Genomic DNA, 18,366 nt, shown 5'->3' on the forward strand with positions numbered 1-18,366 from the left:
GCTGGCAGATCCTGTCGAGAGCGTCAGGGCTGGTCTGTGTCCCCGGCCGCGGTCTCGCCGTGGTCGCCAGCTTCGATTAGCCGCAGGACCTCGCGGAGCACACGCTGCTCCGTGGCACGGTCGTCCAGGAGCCGACCGATCCGAGCAGCAGCTGCGTCCGCACCGGCCGGCAGTGCGGCACGTACCAGTCGAAGTACTTCGGCAAGGCACGCGCCGTGTACAGCCTCGCGCGGCACACGAGCGATGACGGTGGCAGGCTGCACGTAAGTAACGGACCAGCAGCCAACCACCTCTTCGACTGCCCAAATCACGGTGCTCTGGTCGGGTGCGAGCGTGAGCTGTGCGCCCGGGCCCATGAGCTTGCTGATCTCTGGCATGGGGACGCCGCCACCCCCAGCCAGCGCCGCTGCTTCCGCAGAGGTCGCAACGACCATGCGCGACGCGAGCGTCGCTGCCTCCCGCCGCCAACGAGTGGCGGCGTCTTCGGCTACTCGGTTCCGCGCGTGCCACTGCGCCGCTTCCATCTCGTCCTGGTCCGCCGCTGCGGAGGCCCACGCGTTGCGAGCACCGCCGAGCGCGTCATGCTCGTCTTCGCCGCCCTCGACCCAGGTGATCACGACGAACCGGCACTCCGGCATCGATGCCGGGTAGAGGACGTGGCTGACGACCTCCACCGTCTCCCAGTCGAGGGCTGGGACGTTCATACGGAACACGTGGCCGTCGCGAGTCTCGCCCATGTCGTGCTCGGTCTCCCAGACGTGGCGGACGTCAGGGTCCTTCCTGACCTTCTCGATCAGCTCACGCAGGACAGGGTCATCCGGTCGCGTCGCTTCGGCGAATTTAAGTATCTTCACGTAGGCCGAGGCGTGTATGTCCCAGTCCTGGTACTGGGTGCGAGCCTCCGGCGACAGCAGGGCCCACAGGATGAGGTTCGCGCCCGGCTCCATCACCCAGGGCCACCACTCCGCCATCGCGGTGTTGAAGCCGATGATGTTCCAGTGCTGGTCGCAGAGGTACGCGGGGCTGGGCATCTGTCGGTCAATGAGTAGCCTCAGCGCCTTCTGCAGCTCCGGCTGACCGGCGCCGGGCGGTGGCATCAGGTTCGAGCCGATGTTGTACAGCAACAGCGCATGGCGCTCGTCGCGGTCCAGACCGAGCAAGTTCGCCAGCGATTCGCACTGCGCGGGGGTAAACCGCGGCGGCGTCGCACCCTTTTCGATCTTGCGGTAGGTACGCTCGCCCATCCCCAGAGCCTTTGCAGCCCTGGGCTGCGTGACGCGCGCATCCCGACGCCACCTGCGCAGCAGGGCACCGAACCCCATGAACTGGCCGGCGAGCTGCCGCGCGCTCTCTACGGCGGAGATCCCCGCTTCCGCTTCCCCGGTACGGCCGCGGCTCGGTTCCAGCCCGGTCATGCAATCCTCCCTCGTCGCTCTGCCGGGGAGAGGCGGTTCCTCGGGCACAAAAAAGGAGGTCGACGAAACCGCCGACCCCCGCCCTGCTACTCCCCGCCGTAGACGATACGCATGATTCGAGTGATCTTGACCAGCTGTGGGATGGGCCACATTTCCCCCGCGGGGTCTCGTCCCGGGTGAAATCTGCACGCCGATCCCCCCAAGAGCATTCACGCGCGAATGGGGCATCTCCGCCACCGCTTCATGATCGATCTGCGAAACCGGCAAATGTGTGCCGGTTTTCGTCCCGCCCTCAAATGGCCGGACTAGACCACTGGGACAGAGGTCGTCGAGTTGCCGTCGGATTCCCTCATTCCGCTTACGCGCCAGGCGATTTGCCCTGCCGACCCACACCGGACGAGCCTTCGACTTTCCCGTCACGTATGCCCTCCAACTAGGGCATTCGTGACCCGTTGACGGTCTCTCAACGGGTTGGCTTGAATCGCTCTGTCGGCAGGTTCAGCCGAACTCCGGACATGGCAGACATCGTCGCGAGTGGACCGCAACGCTGCGTCTTGCGGTCCCGGAGCGAGTTCCGACCGTCGACGGAAACAGGCTCGTCGATGCACGTGCGGTACCGGAGGTCGCACCTCACGGTCCGCTTCCTGTGCCGGCCAGAGCCACTACGCGTCACAGCACAACCCGTCTCACGCGCGTCACGCCCTTCGGCTGAAGCAGTGAGGCACGAGCAAGGGGAAGACCTATGTGGTGGCGAAACAGCGGCCCACTCGCAGAGTTGGGGTCGCTCTTCTTGGAGGTGCCCCGCCAACGGCTTGCCGTGGCCGAAGGGACTCGTGGGCTACGGCTCCGCCGTCATCTGCAGCCCAGCGCTGGCGAGCGCGAGCTGCAGCGGCGCCTTCGGAGCCTGCTGCGAGCCATGGACATCCAGCCTCCGTTGGACGTGACGCGACTGTGCGGCGCACTGTCCGAGAAGCGGGGGCGGCACATCGAGCTGCGCCCCTACCCAATGCCGATGCCCGGCCCGCTGGGCTTGTGGGTCGACACTCCCGCCGCCGACCTCATCATCTACCAGCAGCACACCACCCGGCTGCATCAGGACCACATCATCCTGCACGAAGTCGGGCACATCCTCGCCAACGACGACGAACTCATCGAAGAGGATCCCGACGATCCGGCCGAAGGATGGTGGGCCGGCATGCTGCCTGCTTTGAACGCCGCCACCATCCGACGGATGCGCAAGCGCTGTAGCTACGACTCGGAAGAGGAATGCGAGGTGGAATTGAGCGCGACCATCATCCTTGAGTGGTCGTCTGTGCTCGACCGCACCACCCCCGTCGTTGCCGAGGATCCTTCGGCACGCCGGGTAAACGCAGCCCTCAGCGGCAACCGAGGGTGGCTGTGATGGTGGCCACCGTCTTCTTCACCGTTCTCGCAGCGGCCATCGGCTGGAAGATCCGCCAAGTCGTCCGGAATCCCGATAACGCACCGGTGCGTTCGGTGACCCTGTGCCTGGTCTGTGCCGCTGCGTCGTACCCGCTAGCCATGCCTGGCGGGGCTTCCGGGATCGACGCGGTCGCCGGGCACGGGGCAGCCAAGGTGCTGCAGAACGTGCTCTTGCTGGCCACCCTCTTCTTCCTGATGTGCTTCTACCTGCACTCGGCCGCCGACGAGCAGAGCGGCCGACGTCGCGCCCGCCGCGAAGGCGCCGCCCTTCTCCTGGTGATCGTCGGATTGGTGGCCATCGTGGGGAGCGGGCACGAGGTGCTCGCCGGAAGTTTCGCCACCGCTGACATGGCACTTCCCCGGGTGGCCGGCTTCTACCTGCTTGCGGGCCTGTACATGATGTATGCGCTCGGAGCAGCCTTCTGGTGGACCTGCAGGTATGCGCGGCTATCCCCGCGCCCCCACTCCACCGGGCTGTGGGTGACCGCCGTCGGACTGGCGGCCATGGCGAGCGCCTGCGCGATCCGCGCCGTCTTCGTGATCATCCGGAACATGGGAGGCGGGGTGCCCGCGGGCTTGAATGCTGCGGTAGCCGCCCTGCTGGTGATATCGGTCACGCTCTTCGTCGTGGGTGTTAGCTACCCCATCGTGCGGAACTGGATCACTGCAGTGCGGATCTGGCACCGGCACCGCCGCGCCCACCGCCGCTTGGAGCCCCTGTGGGCGTTGCTGGCCGAGGCGTATCCGGACAGCGTGCTGCAGACAAGTGCGAACTCATGGTCCGAGAGGTGGCGCGCTCGGAGCGTGCACCGCCGCTACCACCGTCGTGTCGTGGAGTGCCGCGACGGACTCGTGCAGGTCAGCCCGTACTTGCCCGCTCAGGACACCGGCGGCGCAGTCCTGGACAGCGCGCCGCCCGCGGTTCTGGCCGCGAACCTGCGCGATGTGCTTGCTGCCGGATCCCCCGGCGCGTCAGGCACAGTGGAACCAGTGGCTGCGGTTCCTGTCGCCCTGCCTTCTCAGCAGGGTCCGGAAGCCGATGTCGAGCAGCTGGTGGCGCTGGCGGATGCCCTGCGCAACGCCCGCTCGCAGAACGTGTCGGTCATGACGGCCGCCAACCACGATTAAGTACGAGGGAGTTACGCATGTTGATCTGTGCCGGACGAGTCCTGACCGGGGGCCGTGGCCAGTACGTGACCGACGGAGCAGTCCTGATCAAGGACGGCCAGATTGCAGCCGTCGGCAACCGGGAGGAGGTCGAGGCTCTCGCGCCAGCGGACGAGCCGCGCCTCTACTACCCCGCCGGCACCCTGATGCCCGGGCTGATCGATGCACACGTGCACCTCGCGTTCGACGGGGGCCCTGATCCCGTCGCCAGCTTGGAACAGCAGGACGACGCGACCCTGCTGGAGGAGATGCGGGCTCGGGCCGCGCAGCTGGTACGAATCGGTGTGACCACCGCCCGCGATCTGGGCGACCGCGGGCACCTGGCGCTGCGCCTGGCCCAGGAGATCGAACAGGGGATCACGCCGGGGCCGCGCGTGGTTTCCGCAGGCATCCCCGTCACTCCTCCCGGCGGCCACTGCTGGTTCCTGGGTGGCGAGGTCTCCGGCGAACGGGAGATCCGCGAGCTGGTCCAGCGCAACGCCGAGGCCGGCGCTCAGGTCATCAAGGTGATGGAGACCGGCGGCGGCCTGACCAAGGGCGGCGCCAAGAGCCACGAGACCCAATTCGCTCCCGCCGACCTCGCAATTCTCGTCGACGCAGCACGCGCCGCCGGGCTGCCCGTCGCTGCGCACGCGCACGGCGTTGATGGCATCACGGCGGCCGTCGAGGCCGGGGTCGACACCATCGAGCACTGCACCTGGATGACCGAGGACGGCATCGAAGTCCGCGACGACGTACTGGACAAGATCGTCGCCAAGAACATCCACGTGTGCCCCGCCGTGAGCCCTCACTGGAAGATGCTGCCTCGCTTCTTCGGGGAGGAGCGGGCGCAGGCCATGTTCGACGCCGTACGGCGCATGTCCGAGGCTGGCGTGCGTCTGGTAGCGGGCACCGACGCGGGCGTACAGCGCGCCGGTCACGACGGGCTGATCGCCGCGCTGGAGTTCTACGAGCACCTGGGCGTGCCCAACGAGCGCATCCTTGAGATGGCCACCGGTGAGGCGGCGCATGCCCTTGGCGTTGCAGACCAGACAGGCCAGATCAAGGTCGGCTACAGCGCCGACATCCTCATCGTGGACGGTGACCCACTGACCGACCTCACCGCGCTGGAGGACGTGCGGGCCGTCTTCGCCCGCGGTATCCGGCGCTACCACCCCGCCCAGGCGTGAGCGGTCACCACTCGCGCACGCCCAGATAAGAGGGCTACTGCCTGGGGCCTTCGGCCCCAGGCAGATCCCGCTGCTGCAGCTCGGCGGCCACCTCGTTGATGTAGGCGAGAAGGTCCGCACTGAGCCCTTCTTTGCCCAAGCCACGTGCCGCCACCTTGCCTACATTGCCCGACGCGAGGAGTTGCAGCCCCTCGACGACCTGGCGGGCAGTGGCCTCGTTGGGTTGAAAGTACATCGGCGAGACGCCGAACACGTCCGCAAGCCCGTCCCGCAGGACGGGAGACGCCTCCGTCTCCGCGCCGGTTCGCAAAGCCCGTATATCCGCTTCGCTGGCGATGCGGGCACCTGCGTGCTCATTGACGTGGCGGGCGAGGTCCTCGTCGGACGGACTCTCTTCCGGGCCCGGGTAAGAGTGCGCAAGGAGATAGTTGATCTTCTCGGCAAGCGACTTCGGCACCTCCGAGGCCGGCGGGGGGACCTCGTGCCCGAATGACCGCTCCTGCGCCGCCAGCAGCGCCTCCACGCTTACCCCGTAGCCCTTGGCAAGCGGCTCGACAAACTGCTCACCGAGTCGCCTGACCCCCTTCTCGGCGTTCGTCACGGGGCCTGCGCTCTTCGTCCCGATCATCTGCGGCACCTGCTGCCGGTAGATACCCGCATCGCAGCGCAGATCGGCAAGATCCGGGAGCCCGGGCCGGGGAAACAAATCCTCCAGATCCCGACCGACCGAGGCAGCAAGCGCCGCCAGCTTCTCGGCATCCGGAGGCCACTGTCCGGTCTCCCAGCTACCGACCGACGAGGGCGACACGCCCAGCTCGTCCGCGACGTCGCTCTGCGTGCGACGCGCAGCACGCCGCGCGTCATAGAGGCGGCGGCCGTCAAAGAGACGGGGCGGCATTCCACTCCTTGGTTCTTTTTGCTGAAGAAATCACAGGACGTTGACCTGTTTCCCGACGCTGGGATAGTTTCAGCGTAGCGAACGAGGGGTGATCCGTACACCTCATCGCCGACCTGAGCCCTTCCAACCCTCCGGAGCCCTCTCGTGCTGCGCCCCCGCCTCTCACCGCGTGTCGACGTGTGTGACTGGCACGAACAGCAGGCCCAGGCGCCTTGTCCACACTCGCGGCTCACGCGAGTTGTAGAGCGTTCTTTAGCAAGGTCTGGATCTTGCCGCAGGTCACCCATATGTTCGTCGTCCCCGGCCAGGCAGCCTGCCCAGCCCCCGGCGACACGAGGAGTGGAGTGCGCAGCGCACGATCTGACCAGGCCGCGTAGGCCCTAAAAACAGCGGCGGCGCCCAAGGAGCGGTAACTCCCGGACGCCGGACGCTAAATGGTACTCCTGCCCCGGCAAGGGCGGAGATTTACCCACCTTCACCGCACCGGCCCTGTCCTACGAGGCACACCGGCGCGGGCTTCACTACGGAGGAGAGTCTTACATGCCGCCTGCCCTGCGCAAAAGGCCGGAGCCCTCGGCCAGCGCGGCAGCTGCCCTCGCCCATCCGCCTCACTGCTCATCGACCCACCTGCCGATGGGCACCCGCACGTCGCAGCCGTCGGCTGGCTTCTGCCTCAAGGCTGGGGTGTCCCGATGAGCGGACAGGCGCGGAAGTGGGTGTGGGAGAGCAGCACCAGCCGTGGCACGGCCCGCCTGGTCCTGCTGTCGATCGCCGACCGGATCCCTGACGAGCAGTGCGTCGCGTATGCCTCCGTCACCGAGCTGATGGAGCGGACGAACGCCAGCCGCAACGCCGTGCGCACCTCGCTGGCTCTGCTGGATGAAGCCGGCGAACTGGAGATCGTCGAAGGCTACGAGGGTCCGCAGCACAGCACGGTCTATCGGATGCCGCGCCCTGCTGCCTGGCTCGCGAAGATCGCGGCTGCGCAAAAGGCCGATCCCCAGCTGCACGTCGAGGACGTCGAGCCGCTCGCGGATAACGACCCTGCCCCGTCCTTGGATGACCTGGACGAGGCGCGGTTGCGCAGGCACCGCATCTGGCGGAAGGCAGGGTCAAAAACGGACCCCCGTCGTCAGAATCTGGCCGGGTCAACATCTGCTCCCCCTCGTCAGAATCTGACCCCTCCCCGGGTCAGAAACCGACCCCCCTCCGGGTCAAAATCTGACCCCCAGAACTGTAGTGGTGAACCGAAGGTGAACCGTAGGTTCAGCAGCAGTGCTGCCGACCTCACCACGGCCACCGACTGGCAGATCGACGACGCGAGCCTGTCCTGGGCCCAGCAGCAGGGACACCTGGAACGCCTCGGTGAGCATGGCCTGCAAGCCGCCGACGCGAAGTGGCGGCACTACCGAGCCGCCTGGAGCCCTCGCTCCGCCGCCGCCTGGGCTGCCGACTGGCGGTCCTGGATCGACCGCGAGCACACCCCCACACCACAGCGCCCGAACCTCTACGCCCTGCCCGGCGGCACCCCCGCCCCGCAGGCCGGCATGACTCGCTCCGAAGCGCACATGGCCGCCCTGCTCGCCGCCGTCGACGAACCGACTGGAACGGAGTAACTACCATGGACCGCCGCGAAGTTGCTGCCGTACTCACCTACGTCGGCCGCCTGGACCCCCGCACCATCCGCACCGACGCGGGCGAAGCCCGCGACCAGCTCGCCATGTGGCACGAGCTGCTCGCCGACGTTCCCATGACCACCGGCCAGGGCTGGGATGTGCGCGACGTGGTGCGCAAGCGCGTCGTCGCCTCCCCGTACCCGATTCTGCCCGCTGACGTGGCCCGCGAGTGGAACGCCCACTACCGCGACCGCCTGGGCCGACACACCGATCCGACGCCGACGGCCGACCCCGACGACCCGCGCGCCTGGCGGGCGGAACTCGTCGCGACCCGCGACGCCGTCGTGACCGGGCGGATCGCGCCGACGCCGCACCGCGGGGTGACGACCGGAGAACCCCAGCCTGGCCTGAAGAAGATGCTCAAGGCCGTCGGCACCTACGTCCCGGATGCCGTACGAGCCGAGCTGGCACCCTTCCGGCCCGCCCGCGCCGCTCGTGAAGCCGCCATCGCTGCCGGCGGGCCCGACATCTTCAGCGTCCCGTGCGAGAGGTGCAGCGCCCCCCAGGGCGAGCCCTGCCGCGAACGGAGCGGCGGAGGTGTCCGCAACCGGAACACCAAACCACGCATCGAGCCGCATCCGGTCCGCGTCGATGACGCCCTGGCCGCTCAAGCACAGGCCCTACCTGCCTGACCCGGCCGCCACCGCTCCACAGAAACCTTCCGCCACGCGGTACGGCCCGCCGCCGTACCCCGAGCCCGCCACGAAGCGCCCCCGCCGCACCCCAACCGACTCAGGTGCCGAGCGACCGCGCCGACCGAGGCGACTTCCGGAGACTGCCTTGCGCCACATCACCACTAACGACACCCCGCCCCCGACCCTCCGAGGGATCGCCGACCACAGCTGGCAGGCCCGCGGCCTGTGCCACGGCATGGCCCCCAAGGACATCGACGAGCTGTTCTTCCCCGGAGCCCGCGCCCGCGCGGCCATCGACGAGGCCAAGGCGATCTGCGGCCGGTGCCCGGTGAAGAAGGCGTGCTTCGACTACGCCCTGGACAACGAGATCCGCCAGGGCGTGTGGGGCGGGCTCACCGAGGCCGAGCGTCGCCCCTGGCACGCCAAGGTCAACAAGCGCCTGGACTACAGCAGGGTGAAGGCCGCCTTCGAGGGGCGCGACGTCCACCTCAGCGACGCCGAGCGAGACGCCGTCACCCGCCACGCCTACGTCCGCGGCTGGAGCCCCGAGCGCCTCGCTTACACGCTGCGCCTCGACCTCGACTGGGCGCGCGACCTGATGCGCAACGCCGCCCACGCCGTCGCCGACCGCGACCGCTACTGGGACCAGGCCGACGACGTCGAGCCGGCCGACGACGAGAGCGCCGAGGACGACGCCGCCTCGTCGGTCTACGTGCCCCGCCAGGTGCAGACCGACTCCCTGATCGCCGCCCTCCGAAAGGCCGCATGACTCACCTCATCGCCATGTCCTTGCCCTACGGCATCGATCCCGTCTACCTGGTTGCAGCCCTCGGGCTGCTCGCCCTCGCGCTGGCCGGCTGGTCGTTCCGGCGCAACCGAAACCGCGCGGAGGGCAGGCGCGTCGGCACCCCCGCGGTCTGGGTCTCCGCGCTCGCCGCCCTCAACTGCACCATCTACTCCGCCGACACCAGCTGGCGGTTCGCGGCCGACTACCTCGACATGGCCGGCACGGTGGAGCGCGCCATGATGTTCAGCGCGGGCGAGGCCGCGCTGTTCGCGACCGCGCTGATGGCCCGGCAGAACCTGAAGAGCCAGGGGGCGCCCGGACTGCCCGGCGCCTTGGTCTGGGTGATCACCGGGGTGCAGGTCATCCCGGCCTACGCCGAGTCGGCCGCGGTCGGCGGCACCGTGCGCGCCTTTGTCGGACCGGTCATGGCCGCGGTGCTGTGGCACCTGGCCATGGGCATCGAGTTGCGGCTGCACAAGCCGGACGCCGCCTCGCAGGGGCTTCTGGCCACGCTCGGACGCGAAGCACGAGAGAGGCTCCTCTCCCGCCTCGGCATCGCCACCCGCAACCGCGATGCCGCGCAGATCACCAAAGACCGTGCGTCTCGGCGAGCGGTCGCCCTTGCCTCCCAGCTGGCCGGCATGTCGATGGCGGATCGCGAGAAGGACACCCGGGTCACCCGTCGACTTCAGGCCGCGCTCACTCGGGCCGAAGTCGGCACCGATCCTCGCCAGCGCCAGGCGTTCTTGGAGGAGCTGGCCGCCCGTCGGCACGCGGCCACCCTCGCGACCATAGATCTGCCCTCCCCGTGGGTGAAGGCTCCGGATCCCAAGGACGCCGGTCTCGAGAACGGCTACCCGCTCGCCCCGTCCCCGTCGATGCTGTCGGCGGCCGAGAAGCCGATGGGGCGACGGGCGAGTGCGGTCCCCAATGACGGTCCCCGAAGCGGCGGGGACGGGGACCGTGCGGAATCGGGGACGGGGACAGAGGCCGAAGGGGACCGTCCCCACACCGTCCCCGATGACAACGGGGACGGCGTCACCGAGTCCGTCTCGAGCCTGCCGAGCGGTGGGACGGGGACAGCGCTCGGAGACCGAGGCGACGTGTCGGCCATGGGCGCAGCAGCCGACGTCGCCATCGAGGTTTCCGCTACGGACGCTCGCGAAGCTGCTGCTCAGGGCGCTATGGGACCGTCCCCAGTACCCGTCCCCGACGGCGGCGGGGACGGCGAACACCTGGACGCGGAAATGGGGACGGGGACCGTTGGGGACCGTCCCCACACCGTCCCCAACGACAACGGGGACCGCGCACACCCGGACACGGAAACGGGGACGGGGACCGAAGGGGACCGTCCCCACACCGTCCCCGTGCGCCGGAAGCCGAAGCCCAAGGCGAAGGCGCAGCGGAGCCGGCCGGGGGGCGGCAAGTCCCAGCGCCCTCAGCGCAAGGGGCTGAGCCCCGAAGAGACGGCCGACCTGGTGCGTCCCCACGTACCCGCACTGCTGGAGCGCGATGGGACCGAGGTCATCACCCGTCCCCAGCTGCGGGAAATCCTCCGCGCCCTGAACCTCGCGGGCGGCCGGAACTCGAACATCACGCGGCTCCTGCAGCTGCTGAGGTCCGAGACGAACACCACCACGGCAAGGAGCACGACCCGATGAAGACCTGCCACAGGTTCGACCGCATCAAGGACGGCTTCGAGAAGGACGTCCACTTCCTGCGCGGGCACGCCGAGCACCACCTGGGCTCGGCCGCGGCGAAGACCAGCGCGAAGCACGCCGTCTCCGTGAAACGGAACATGGCGCGGGCCCTGAACACGCACCTCGCCCGCTGCCCCGAGTGCGGCTGACGCCTGCGAAAGCCCAGGTCAAAGCCCTAGATCCTCATGCGCCATGGTGGCCCGGCCTCGGTCGGGCCACCGCCCCTGCCCCGGAGGGACCGTCATTCCTGCCCGCCACCCGCGCACGCATGCCCCCTCGGTCGCCGAGGCCGGCGCCTGGGCGGACGTACTCGTACGCCACCAGCTGCTGCATGCCGCCGTCCTGGCCCCGAACGGCCAGTGGCTCGTCCAGCACCACCCCCACTCGGCCGTCGAGGTCCTCGCCGACCCGACCGCCATGGTCGATCTGGCCGCCGAGATCCAGCACCGCATCCGCTCCACGAGGAACCGCACGTGATGACGAACCCGACGACAAACCCCGCTCCCGAGCCCGATAAGAAGGAACCCAACTCGACCTCAGCGGGAGCAAGTTGGTGCGAGAGTAATACTCCCGTTGGGAGTATTACTCTCGCGTCCTCCGCCCCGGGGGTGGCGGAGGCGGTCCAGCGCCGGGGGGCACTGGACCGGGGGGATGCGACCGAGGGCGGCTCGCGTCCCGAGGAGGAGACGACTCACCCATGCCACAACCCGCACTGCGCCCAGCACGTGAGTATGACGCCGAGTCAGCCGCCCGCGCGTAATCGCAAGCCGAAGACCAAGTCCAGCAAGCGCAAGCACCTGATTGCCAGCCGCTTCAACGACGCCGAGAAGCAGTCCGTGCTCGACGCAGCAACAGCGTGCGCCATGACGCCGTCCGGCTTTCTCGCCCATGCCGCGCTCAGCGCCGCGCACGACCTCACCCGTACGGAAGCCGAGGTCGCCGGCCACCGCGAAATGACACGCCGACTGTTTGCCCTGGGCCCCGCGCTGAGCCGGATCGGCAACAACCTCAACCAGGTTGCGGCAGCCCTGAACCGTGACGAGCCGGCGCCGCAGGCCCAGGCGGTCCTCGACGGTGTCGACCAGGTTCGCCTGGAGGTCCAGGCGTTCATCCAGCACTACCTGGACAGCGAGCGACCGGCAGCATGATCCCCTCAGTGAACGACATGGGTGACGACACCCATGGCCTGCTGAAATATCTGTACGGCCCCGGCAAGGCCGAGGAGCACATCGACCCCCACCTTGTCGCCGCATGGGACAGCCTGGCTCCCGATCCCGGCCGCAACCCGGACCGCAAGGCGGCGCTGCGCGCCCTGCAGATCCTCCTCGACCAGCCCGTCATGGCCTTGCCCGAAACCGAACGGCCCGCCGAACACGTCTGGCACCTGTCCGTACGCGCCGCCCCCGAAGACCCGATCCTCACCGACGAGCAGTGGGCGGACATCGCCCGCCGCATGGTCTCCGCCACCGGCATCGCGCCCGAGGGCGACGACGCCGCCTGCCGTTGGGCGGCTGTCCGCCATGCCGACGACCACATCCATATCGTCGCCACCGTCGTCCGCCACGACGGCCGCCTGGCCCGCATCCGCCGCGACGGTGCCCGCGCCCAGGCGGAAGCCCGGAAGATCGAACTCGACTACGACCTGCGCCGGGTGAACACCGGGGACGGAACCGCCGCCAAACGCCCGAGCAGTGCCGAACGCCATAAGGCGAACCGCCAGGGTAAGGAACGTACGACACGCGAGGAGCTACGCGAGACGGTGCGCCGCGCCGCCGCTGGCGTCGCCAGTGAGAAGGAGTTCTTCGACCGTCTCACCGCCGCCGGCCTCTTGGTCGATACGCGCGCCGCGCCCTCCGGTGATCTGCTCGGCTACAAGGTCGCGCTGTCCGATGACCGCAACGAGGACCAGGAGCCGATCTACTATTCGGGCTCCACCCTCGCGGCGGATCTCTCCCTACCTCGCATCCGCGAACGCTGGGCGAACAACGCCTCCGAGCCCGGCCAGGACGCCGCCACAGACCGCTCCTCCGGATCGGACCACATCACCCCCTCGGCCGCGCGCCGCCAGGCGGCGACGGCGTCGTGGCAGGCCGTACTCATCATCGACCAGGGTGAGGACGGGCAGATTTCCGGCCTGATCGCCGCGGGCGGCGAGGTCCTCGACGCACTCGCCAAGACCTCGGCGTTGAACACCCGCCGTGAACTGCGCGACGCCGCTTTCGTGTTCGAACGGGCGACCCGCTCCCACATCCGGGCGGAGCGCCAGCACGCCCGCAATCTGCGCAAGGCCGCCCGCGACCTCGTCCAGGGCGGGCCGGCACTCGGGCGGGTGGAGGACGGTGCCACGACCGCCATGCTGATCGACATGGTGTTCTTCCTAGTCACCGCCACCGCGCAGTGGCACGCGATGAAGGGACACGCCCAACAGGCCGCTGCTGCCCGCCAGGCCGCCGAACACCTGCGCGCCGCCTACCAGGCCGCAGCCCCGATGTACCTGGGCGTCATGCGCGACCGTGGCCGGCGTATGTCCCTGCCCCTGCAACGCAAGCAGACGGCCTACCTGCGCCGGGCGGTGCCGGAGCTGGCTGAGCAGGTCCTCGCCGAGCCGGGCTGGTACGCCCTGGCCTCCACCCTCGCCGACGTCGAGCGCGCCGGGCACGACCCGGCCGCGCTCCTGGCCGAGGCCGCCGAGCGACGGGAACTGGGCACCGCCGATTCGATCAGCGACGTCCTCGTGTGGCGGCTTCGACGGATGGCAGACCTGCCCGCTGACGCTTCGGCAACGCCTCCTACCCCGGAGAAGCACACCACGGCGCCGACCCGCCGCGGGCGCACCCGCACCGCGACGCCCTTTCACAGGCCGGTCCCGGGGGCTGACGGCACACGCGAGCATCGGCGGTGAACAAGGCGTTCAGACCAGGACGGCAACCATCGCGACGGCCACGGTGGCTCCCGCGATGCACAGCATCACGGTGCGCATGGCCGGCACCCGGCGAGGAGCTGGTGACGACACATCTCGAGTGCCATCGCAGGCACAGCCCGGAGCATGCGGCAGGAACGGCGAGTCCATCCAATAGGCGCCCCGCAGTTGCGGCGAGACGACGGGCAAAGGGGAGCTGGGCATACTCGGACAACGCCGCGTCCCTCCCGGCGTCATGGGCCGCAATGCATTTGTAACGAGAGGCCCGCTCGCGTCCGCTTCGTCTCTGCGCGCCCTCGGAAATGCCGGTCTCACTTCACGAATTCTAGAGTTGCAGCAGGTCAGCGACTTGCGGCACTCTCCTCGTGCAGGCGAGATGACAGAGATGGAGACGGCATGTTCCGACGCACGACCCGAGCGGACCGAGAGTTCCGTGAAGCCCAGCGAGCCGGCCAGGCGCTGCTGGCCATGCACGCCGAGTGGCCCGAGGCTCCCGCCCCGGTCGCCGCGCCGGCCCCGGCCGCGCCGGCCGAGGCCACGGTGGTGCCCGACTTCCTGCCGCCCGAGTTCCGGGCGCCGTGCCGCCAGGACGTTTCGGGCTTCATGATGCGCTGGGACGTCCCGCTCGTCATCGACGGCGAAGTCCACGCCTGCCACTGCGGCGCGTACCGGAACTGGATCGTCTTCAACATGCACGACGACTCCGTGTGGCTGCGCTGCGAGGGCGGCCACGAGACGCATGAGACCCGGCTGGACACCGCCTGGTACAACCGCAACTCCGGGCCGGTCGACCACTTCCACCCCAACCTCGAAGACGGGCTGCGCCACCTCGGCCACTGACGACGCGAAACCCCTTCCCCCACCCCTGCGTTCATCGGCACCCGGAGGGCCGATCCGGTCAGACCATCCGTCTCGCATCACCAAAGGGGTTTCTCGTATGCGCCGCTTCACCACGACTGTCCTCGGCCTCGGGGCCGTCTTCACCGTCCTCGCCCTGACCGGCTGCGCCGGCCACGCCGAGCCCGCCGGTACCTCCGCCTCCGCTTCCGCTTCTGCACACCGGGGTGGCAGCACCGCGGCGGCGTCCGTGCCGCTGTCCTCGGCCCAGCTGGACCAGCGGCTGCTGAACATCGGCGATCTGGGCGAGGGCTACACCCGCAAGCCCGAGGCTCCTCGCCGCAACGACGACGTCACCGTCATCGGCTGCCCGGCGCTGGAGAAGCTCGGCGGCGATACGGCCACCGGCTCCGGCCTCGACTTCGCCCGCAAGGCGAAGGCGTCCTTCGCCTACAGCGGCAGCAGCTCCTCCGAGGTCAGCGAGGAGCTTTACAGCGACAGCCCGGCGAAGCTGTCCACGGGCATCTCGACGGTCTTCGACGCAATGCTGTCCTGCCCCTCGTACCAGGTGGCGTCGGGGAGCACGGCCGTCGACATCGGCACCGCGAAGTCGGCCGCGCCGAACCTCGGGGACGAGCAGTGGAGCCAGCTGCTCACCTTCTCCGCCGGCGGGCAGCGCAGCGTCGTCAAGCAGACGGCGATCCGCGACGGCAGCATCCTGGTCCTCGTCTCCGGCGCACCGGGCCTCGTGGACACTCACCTGGACAAGGCGCTCGCCAAGGCCCGCACCGCACGCTGATCCGCTCCTCCAGCACTGCCCCGGTGTCCGGGCCCGTTCTTCCGACGGGCCCGGACACCGGGGTTTCGTCGTTCGCGCCGATCAGCCGTCGAGGCGGAGTTCGCCTGGCTCATATCGGAGTTGGAAGGTCTGGGCGTGCTCGCCGTGCATCCAGTACAGGGTCATGGTCGACAGCATGCTGCGCTTAACGTACCGGGTGCGCGAGGGCATTCCTTCGTCCTGCTCGACGATCCACTTCTCCACCCGCTCCGGCAGCCCGAAACGGAGCGCATATACGTCGGGGTGCTCGGCGGCGCGCAGCTCCCAAACGGGGTGCGAGGCTGCCTGATTGATGCGGCGCAGACGCACCGCATGCGTGGGGTGCTCTCGCGCGTATTCCACGAAGCCATACAGGTCGTCCGAGGCGAGCCCCAGAACGAACGGCGCTGCGGGAAAGGCCAGAACAAGACCGAGCTGCGACCGGCTGCGCAGACCGTCCGCGAGGAAATCGAGGGGACCGCGAATCGCGGCGGGCAATTCCAGACCACCCGGATCCATCTGCAAGAGCGGCCCGCGGAGATACGCGCGCATCTCGCGCATCTTCGGCCGCTCACTCGCCGGAGCCGCCTTGAGCACTGCGTGGATCGCGTCGGCCGTGATCCTTACGAGACTCCGCAGCCCATCAAAGTCCGGTGCAGAAAGGTCGATCAGCGATATCTGGTGGGCCAGCGCATAGTCCTGCGCCTCCGGGGTGAAGCCGGACGTGGAGAAGATCGCGTAGGTGTAGCGGTAGCGCGTCCGCGGCCGACCAGTGCCTGGCGCGGAGAGCGTGGTGGTCTCCGCTTCGTTCACGTCGTGGATCACACCGTGGCCGTTTCGGACAGTGGGAAGACCGACCCGTGTGGTCAGGTACTTCGCCTCGACGAACAAGCGCACCGGCAGGGAGAACGGCGGGACGTACCGGAACTGCCCGAGCGCGTCGACCTGATGCCACGCGCCACGTCCACGGACCAGCAGACCGTTCTTGTCCTCCTTCAGTACCTTCCACGGCTCTTTGTCCTGGTCGTCGTCGGCCGTGAGGACTTCGAAGCCGCTGGAGCGCAGCAGCCAGGCCAGCACCTCCTCCAGGAGGTAGCCGCGCAAGGGCCCGATGCGGATCAATTTGTCTGCCACGACGACGATCCTATGTACGGGCTTGATCTTGGTTCCAGGGGGTGTATCAGGTCTGCGGGGCGGATATGGCGAAGGCCCGGTGGCGCCGCTCCGTGAAGGAAACGGCACCACCGGGCCTGAGAGAAGGGGGCATCACGACCGTCGATCCCGCCGGGGACAGCGGCTACGCGACGCCCGTCATCCGCGGCGGACGACGGTGAGACGGTCCTCCGCTCCCGCCGGCAGCACCCGGCGCGGTACCGGGCCGGGTGCTGCGAGCGAGGAGGCGAAGGCGGCGACCAGTTCGTGCGGGGCGCTCGCGCTGAAGCTCGCGCACCACAGGTACGGCGCCCCGAGGACGGGCTCCGCCCACGCCTGCCACCCCAGGAGGTCATCGCGGGGGTCGGCGTCGTGGATGAGCGGCGGCAGGATCTCCAGCGACACGTTCGTGGAGAAGCCAGGGTCCGTTGCGGTCGTGAGCGGGCGGTCCATGTCGCGCAGCCAGCCCCGAGCGCTGAGGGCGGTGAGTACCGCCTCGGCGCTCTCGAGCCCGGCCTCCGGGGTCTCGCTGGCGTCGAGCGCGAGCAGGAAGTCGGCGAGCGCCTCGTGCGGTACGCCGGCGGTGAAGTACGCGTTCCACTCGGTCAGCGCCGAGTCGGGGTGCGGGCGGGCCGACATCTGCCAGGCCACCGGGAGGCCGCCCAGCTCGAAGGGGTAGGCGGCGAGAATCCACTCGGCGCCGCGCAGACCATCGGGGCTCACGAAGAGCAGGGTGTTGCGGGAGGTCGGCCACATGCGCCAGCCGAGGTCGGTCAGGGTGTCGCCGATCCGTTCGGCGAGGACGCCGTCATCGCCGGCCAGGTGGCGCGGGGTAACCCAGTACATCGGGTCCGGCGAGAGGGGGTGGGAGGAATCGGTGGGGTGGTGCGGGTACAGGGGCGCCTCCGTCAGTTCGAGGTTGTGCTACTGGCCGTTGTCCGGGCCGGTTGCGCCGCGCCTGCGGCGCGGGGGTGCCTCGACCGGGCCCTGCCAGGTCAGTGCGACGGCCACGGCGGGCGGCAGGGGGCCGAACTGCTCGGCCTCCGGCGACTCGGCGATGTAGACCATCGGCTGGCCGTGCTCGTCCACCGACTTTGCCACGCCGCCCAGGCGGTGGGACATGGGGAAGAAAGGGTTGATGGCGAGACGGGCGGGGGTGTCACGGTCGAAGGCGGACAGTGCGTCGATGATGTCGCCGACGGTCATCTCGGGCGAGTGCGGGGCCAAGGCGTTCTCCTAGCGGTAGCGGACGGATCCGCGCGAGCAGGGGCAGGGTACGCGGGGCATGCGTAGAGGAAGGGTGGACGTGCCCGTCACAGGGGCCGGGAGGTGGACAGGATCCGGGCCACGGCATCGACGACGATCTCCGCCGGGGTGTCCGTGCCGAAGGCGATGCGGTAGCCGGGGACCGTCGCGGTGCCGGTGACCGCGATCACCCAGCCTTCACCCGTCACCCAGTCTTCGTCCGGGCCACCGGGCTGGCCGGTCGGGAAGTAGCCGAGGTAGAAGCGGCCGTCGCGCGAGCTGACGTGCACGTCGGCACGGTCGTCGACGATGTGGGTGAAATCGGCATCCGAGAATTGATCGAGCACCTCCATCGGCTGGCCGGCACCGAGCCTCCAGGAGCGGAGCCGCAGGGCCGCGACCGTGGTGGCAAATCCAGGTTGCGCCGCATCCAACGCCACAGAATCACCTCTCTGACCTGGGGTTCTTTCGGAAGGTCGTTCAGGTTCACATTGCGTCGCGGCGT

General features: G+C 69.1%; 19 protein-coding genes. 13 read left to right on the forward strand and 6 right to left on the reverse strand.

Going from position 1 to position 18,366, the window contains the following annotated elements; genetic code table 11:
• Positions 1–23: 23 nt before the first annotated feature.
• Positions 24–1,415, reverse strand: coding sequence for a helix-turn-helix transcriptional regulator (locus AB0P07_RS32165; RefSeq protein WP_365556756.1), 1,392 nt, complete (start codon positions 1,413–1,415; stop codon positions 24–26).
• Positions 1,416–2,331: 916 nt separating this feature from the next.
• Between AB0P07_RS32165 and AB0P07_RS32170 the strand changes: the two genes are divergently transcribed.
• From AB0P07_RS32170 to AB0P07_RS32180, 3 genes are read left to right on the forward strand one after another with little or no spacing between them, the layout of a single operon-like run.
• Positions 2,332–2,817, forward strand: a complete 486-nt coding sequence (locus tag AB0P07_RS32170; RefSeq protein ID WP_365556758.1) for a hypothetical protein — start codon at positions 2,332–2,334, stop codon at positions 2,815–2,817.
• Complete coding sequence (locus AB0P07_RS32175; protein ID WP_365556759.1) at positions 2,817–3,986, forward strand: MAB_1171c family putative transporter; 1,170 nt, start codon at positions 2,817–2,819, stop codon at positions 3,984–3,986. Before AB0P07_RS32170 ends, AB0P07_RS32175 begins: the two co-directional genes overlap by 1 nt.
• A 17-nt stretch (positions 3,987–4,003) precedes the next feature.
• Positions 4,004–5,194 (forward strand): amidohydrolase family protein, encoded by a 1,191-nt coding sequence (locus AB0P07_RS32180; RefSeq protein ID WP_365556761.1) that lies wholly within the window; start codon positions 4,004–4,006, stop codon positions 5,192–5,194.
• A 34-nt stretch (positions 5,195–5,228) separates the two neighbouring features.
• Here the strand turns inward: AB0P07_RS32180 and AB0P07_RS32185 are convergent, their stop codons facing one another.
• Complete coding sequence (locus AB0P07_RS32185) at positions 5,229–6,092, reverse strand: helix-turn-helix transcriptional regulator (RefSeq protein WP_365556763.1); 864 nt, start codon at positions 6,090–6,092, stop codon at positions 5,229–5,231.
• A gap of 692 nt (positions 6,093–6,784) precedes the next feature.
• Here AB0P07_RS32185 and AB0P07_RS32190 point away from each other — a divergent pair.
• The 10 genes from AB0P07_RS32190 (at position 6,785) to AB0P07_RS32235 (ending at position 15,446) form a co-directional block, all read left to right on the forward strand.
• A complete protein-coding gene (locus AB0P07_RS32190) occupies positions 6,785–7,708 on the forward strand; it encodes a helix-turn-helix domain-containing protein (RefSeq protein ID WP_365556765.1) in 924 nt (307 codons plus the stop codon).
• A gap of 5 nt (positions 7,709–7,713) precedes the next feature.
• Positions 7,714–8,400 carry a hypothetical protein gene (locus AB0P07_RS32195; protein WP_365556767.1) on the forward strand — a complete coding sequence of 229 codons (687 nt, stop codon included), beginning with the start codon at positions 7,714–7,716 and terminating at the stop codon, positions 8,398–8,400.
• Positions 8,401–8,548: 148 nt separating this feature from the next.
• Positions 8,549–9,172 carry a WhiB family transcriptional regulator gene (locus AB0P07_RS32200; RefSeq protein ID WP_365556769.1) on the forward strand — a complete coding sequence of 208 codons (624 nt, stop codon included), beginning with the start codon at positions 8,549–8,551 and terminating at the stop codon, positions 9,170–9,172.
• Positions 9,169–10,851 carry a hypothetical protein gene (locus AB0P07_RS32205; protein WP_365556771.1) on the forward strand — a complete coding sequence of 561 codons (1,683 nt, stop codon included), beginning with the start codon at positions 9,169–9,171 and terminating at the stop codon, positions 10,849–10,851. Before AB0P07_RS32200 ends, AB0P07_RS32205 begins: the two co-directional genes overlap by 4 nt.
• Positions 10,848–11,039 carry a hypothetical protein gene (locus tag AB0P07_RS32210; RefSeq protein ID WP_365556773.1) on the forward strand — a complete coding sequence of 64 codons (192 nt, stop codon included), beginning with the start codon at positions 10,848–10,850 and terminating at the stop codon, positions 11,037–11,039. The genes AB0P07_RS32205 and AB0P07_RS32210 overlap by 4 nt, the downstream gene beginning before the upstream one ends.
• 43 nt (positions 11,040–11,082) lie before the next feature.
• Positions 11,083–11,367 carry a hypothetical protein gene (locus AB0P07_RS32215; protein WP_365556775.1) on the forward strand — a complete coding sequence of 95 codons (285 nt, stop codon included), beginning with the start codon at positions 11,083–11,085 and terminating at the stop codon, positions 11,365–11,367.
• A 254-nt stretch (positions 11,368–11,621) separates the two neighbouring features.
• Positions 11,622–12,038: a plasmid mobilization relaxosome protein MobC gene (mobC, locus tag AB0P07_RS32220; RefSeq protein WP_365556777.1), complete on the forward strand. Its 417-nt coding sequence runs from the start codon at positions 11,622–11,624 to the stop codon at positions 12,036–12,038.
• Positions 12,035–13,792, forward strand: a complete 1,758-nt coding sequence (locus tag AB0P07_RS32225; protein ID WP_365556779.1) for a relaxase/mobilization nuclease domain-containing protein — start codon at positions 12,035–12,037, stop codon at positions 13,790–13,792. Before mobC ends, AB0P07_RS32225 begins: the two co-directional genes overlap by 4 nt.
• A 414-nt stretch (positions 13,793–14,206) precedes the next feature.
• Positions 14,207–14,650, forward strand: a complete 444-nt coding sequence (locus tag AB0P07_RS32230; protein WP_365556781.1) for a hypothetical protein — start codon at positions 14,207–14,209, stop codon at positions 14,648–14,650.
• Positions 14,651–14,747: 97 nt separating this feature from the next.
• On the forward strand, positions 14,748–15,446 hold the full coding sequence (locus AB0P07_RS32235) for a hypothetical protein (protein ID WP_365556783.1): 699 nt from the start codon (positions 14,748–14,750) through the stop codon (positions 15,444–15,446).
• Positions 15,447–15,527: 81 nt separating this feature from the next.
• Here the strand turns inward: AB0P07_RS32235 and AB0P07_RS32240 are convergent, their stop codons facing one another.
• The 4 genes from AB0P07_RS32240 to AB0P07_RS32255 all read right to left on the reverse strand — a co-directional run bounded on the left by AB0P07_RS32240 (position 15,528) and on the right by AB0P07_RS32255 (position 18,301).
• The gene (locus AB0P07_RS32240) at positions 15,528–16,598 is read right to left on the reverse strand and encodes a hypothetical protein (protein WP_365556785.1); all 1,071 of its coding nucleotides are present in this window, start codon (positions 16,596–16,598) and stop codon (positions 15,528–15,530) included.
• A gap of 177 nt (positions 16,599–16,775) precedes the next feature.
• Positions 16,776–17,462: a DUF317 domain-containing protein gene (locus AB0P07_RS32245; protein ID WP_365556787.1), complete on the reverse strand. Its 687-nt coding sequence runs from the start codon at positions 17,460–17,462 to the stop codon at positions 16,776–16,778.
• Between the two features lie 78 nt (positions 17,463–17,540).
• Positions 17,541–17,822, reverse strand: coding sequence for a hypothetical protein (locus AB0P07_RS32250; RefSeq protein ID WP_365556883.1), 282 nt, complete (start codon positions 17,820–17,822; stop codon positions 17,541–17,543).
• A gap of 107 nt (positions 17,823–17,929) precedes the next feature.
• Positions 17,930–18,301: a DUF317 domain-containing protein gene (locus tag AB0P07_RS32255; RefSeq protein WP_365556788.1), complete on the reverse strand. Its 372-nt coding sequence runs from the start codon at positions 18,299–18,301 to the stop codon at positions 17,930–17,932.
• Positions 18,302–18,366 lie beyond the last annotated feature (65 nt).

This window comes from Streptomyces sp. NPDC085944 (assembly GCF_040686295.1).
Lineage (GTDB): Bacteria > Actinomycetota > Actinomycetes > Streptomycetales > Streptomycetaceae > Streptomyces > Streptomyces salinarius.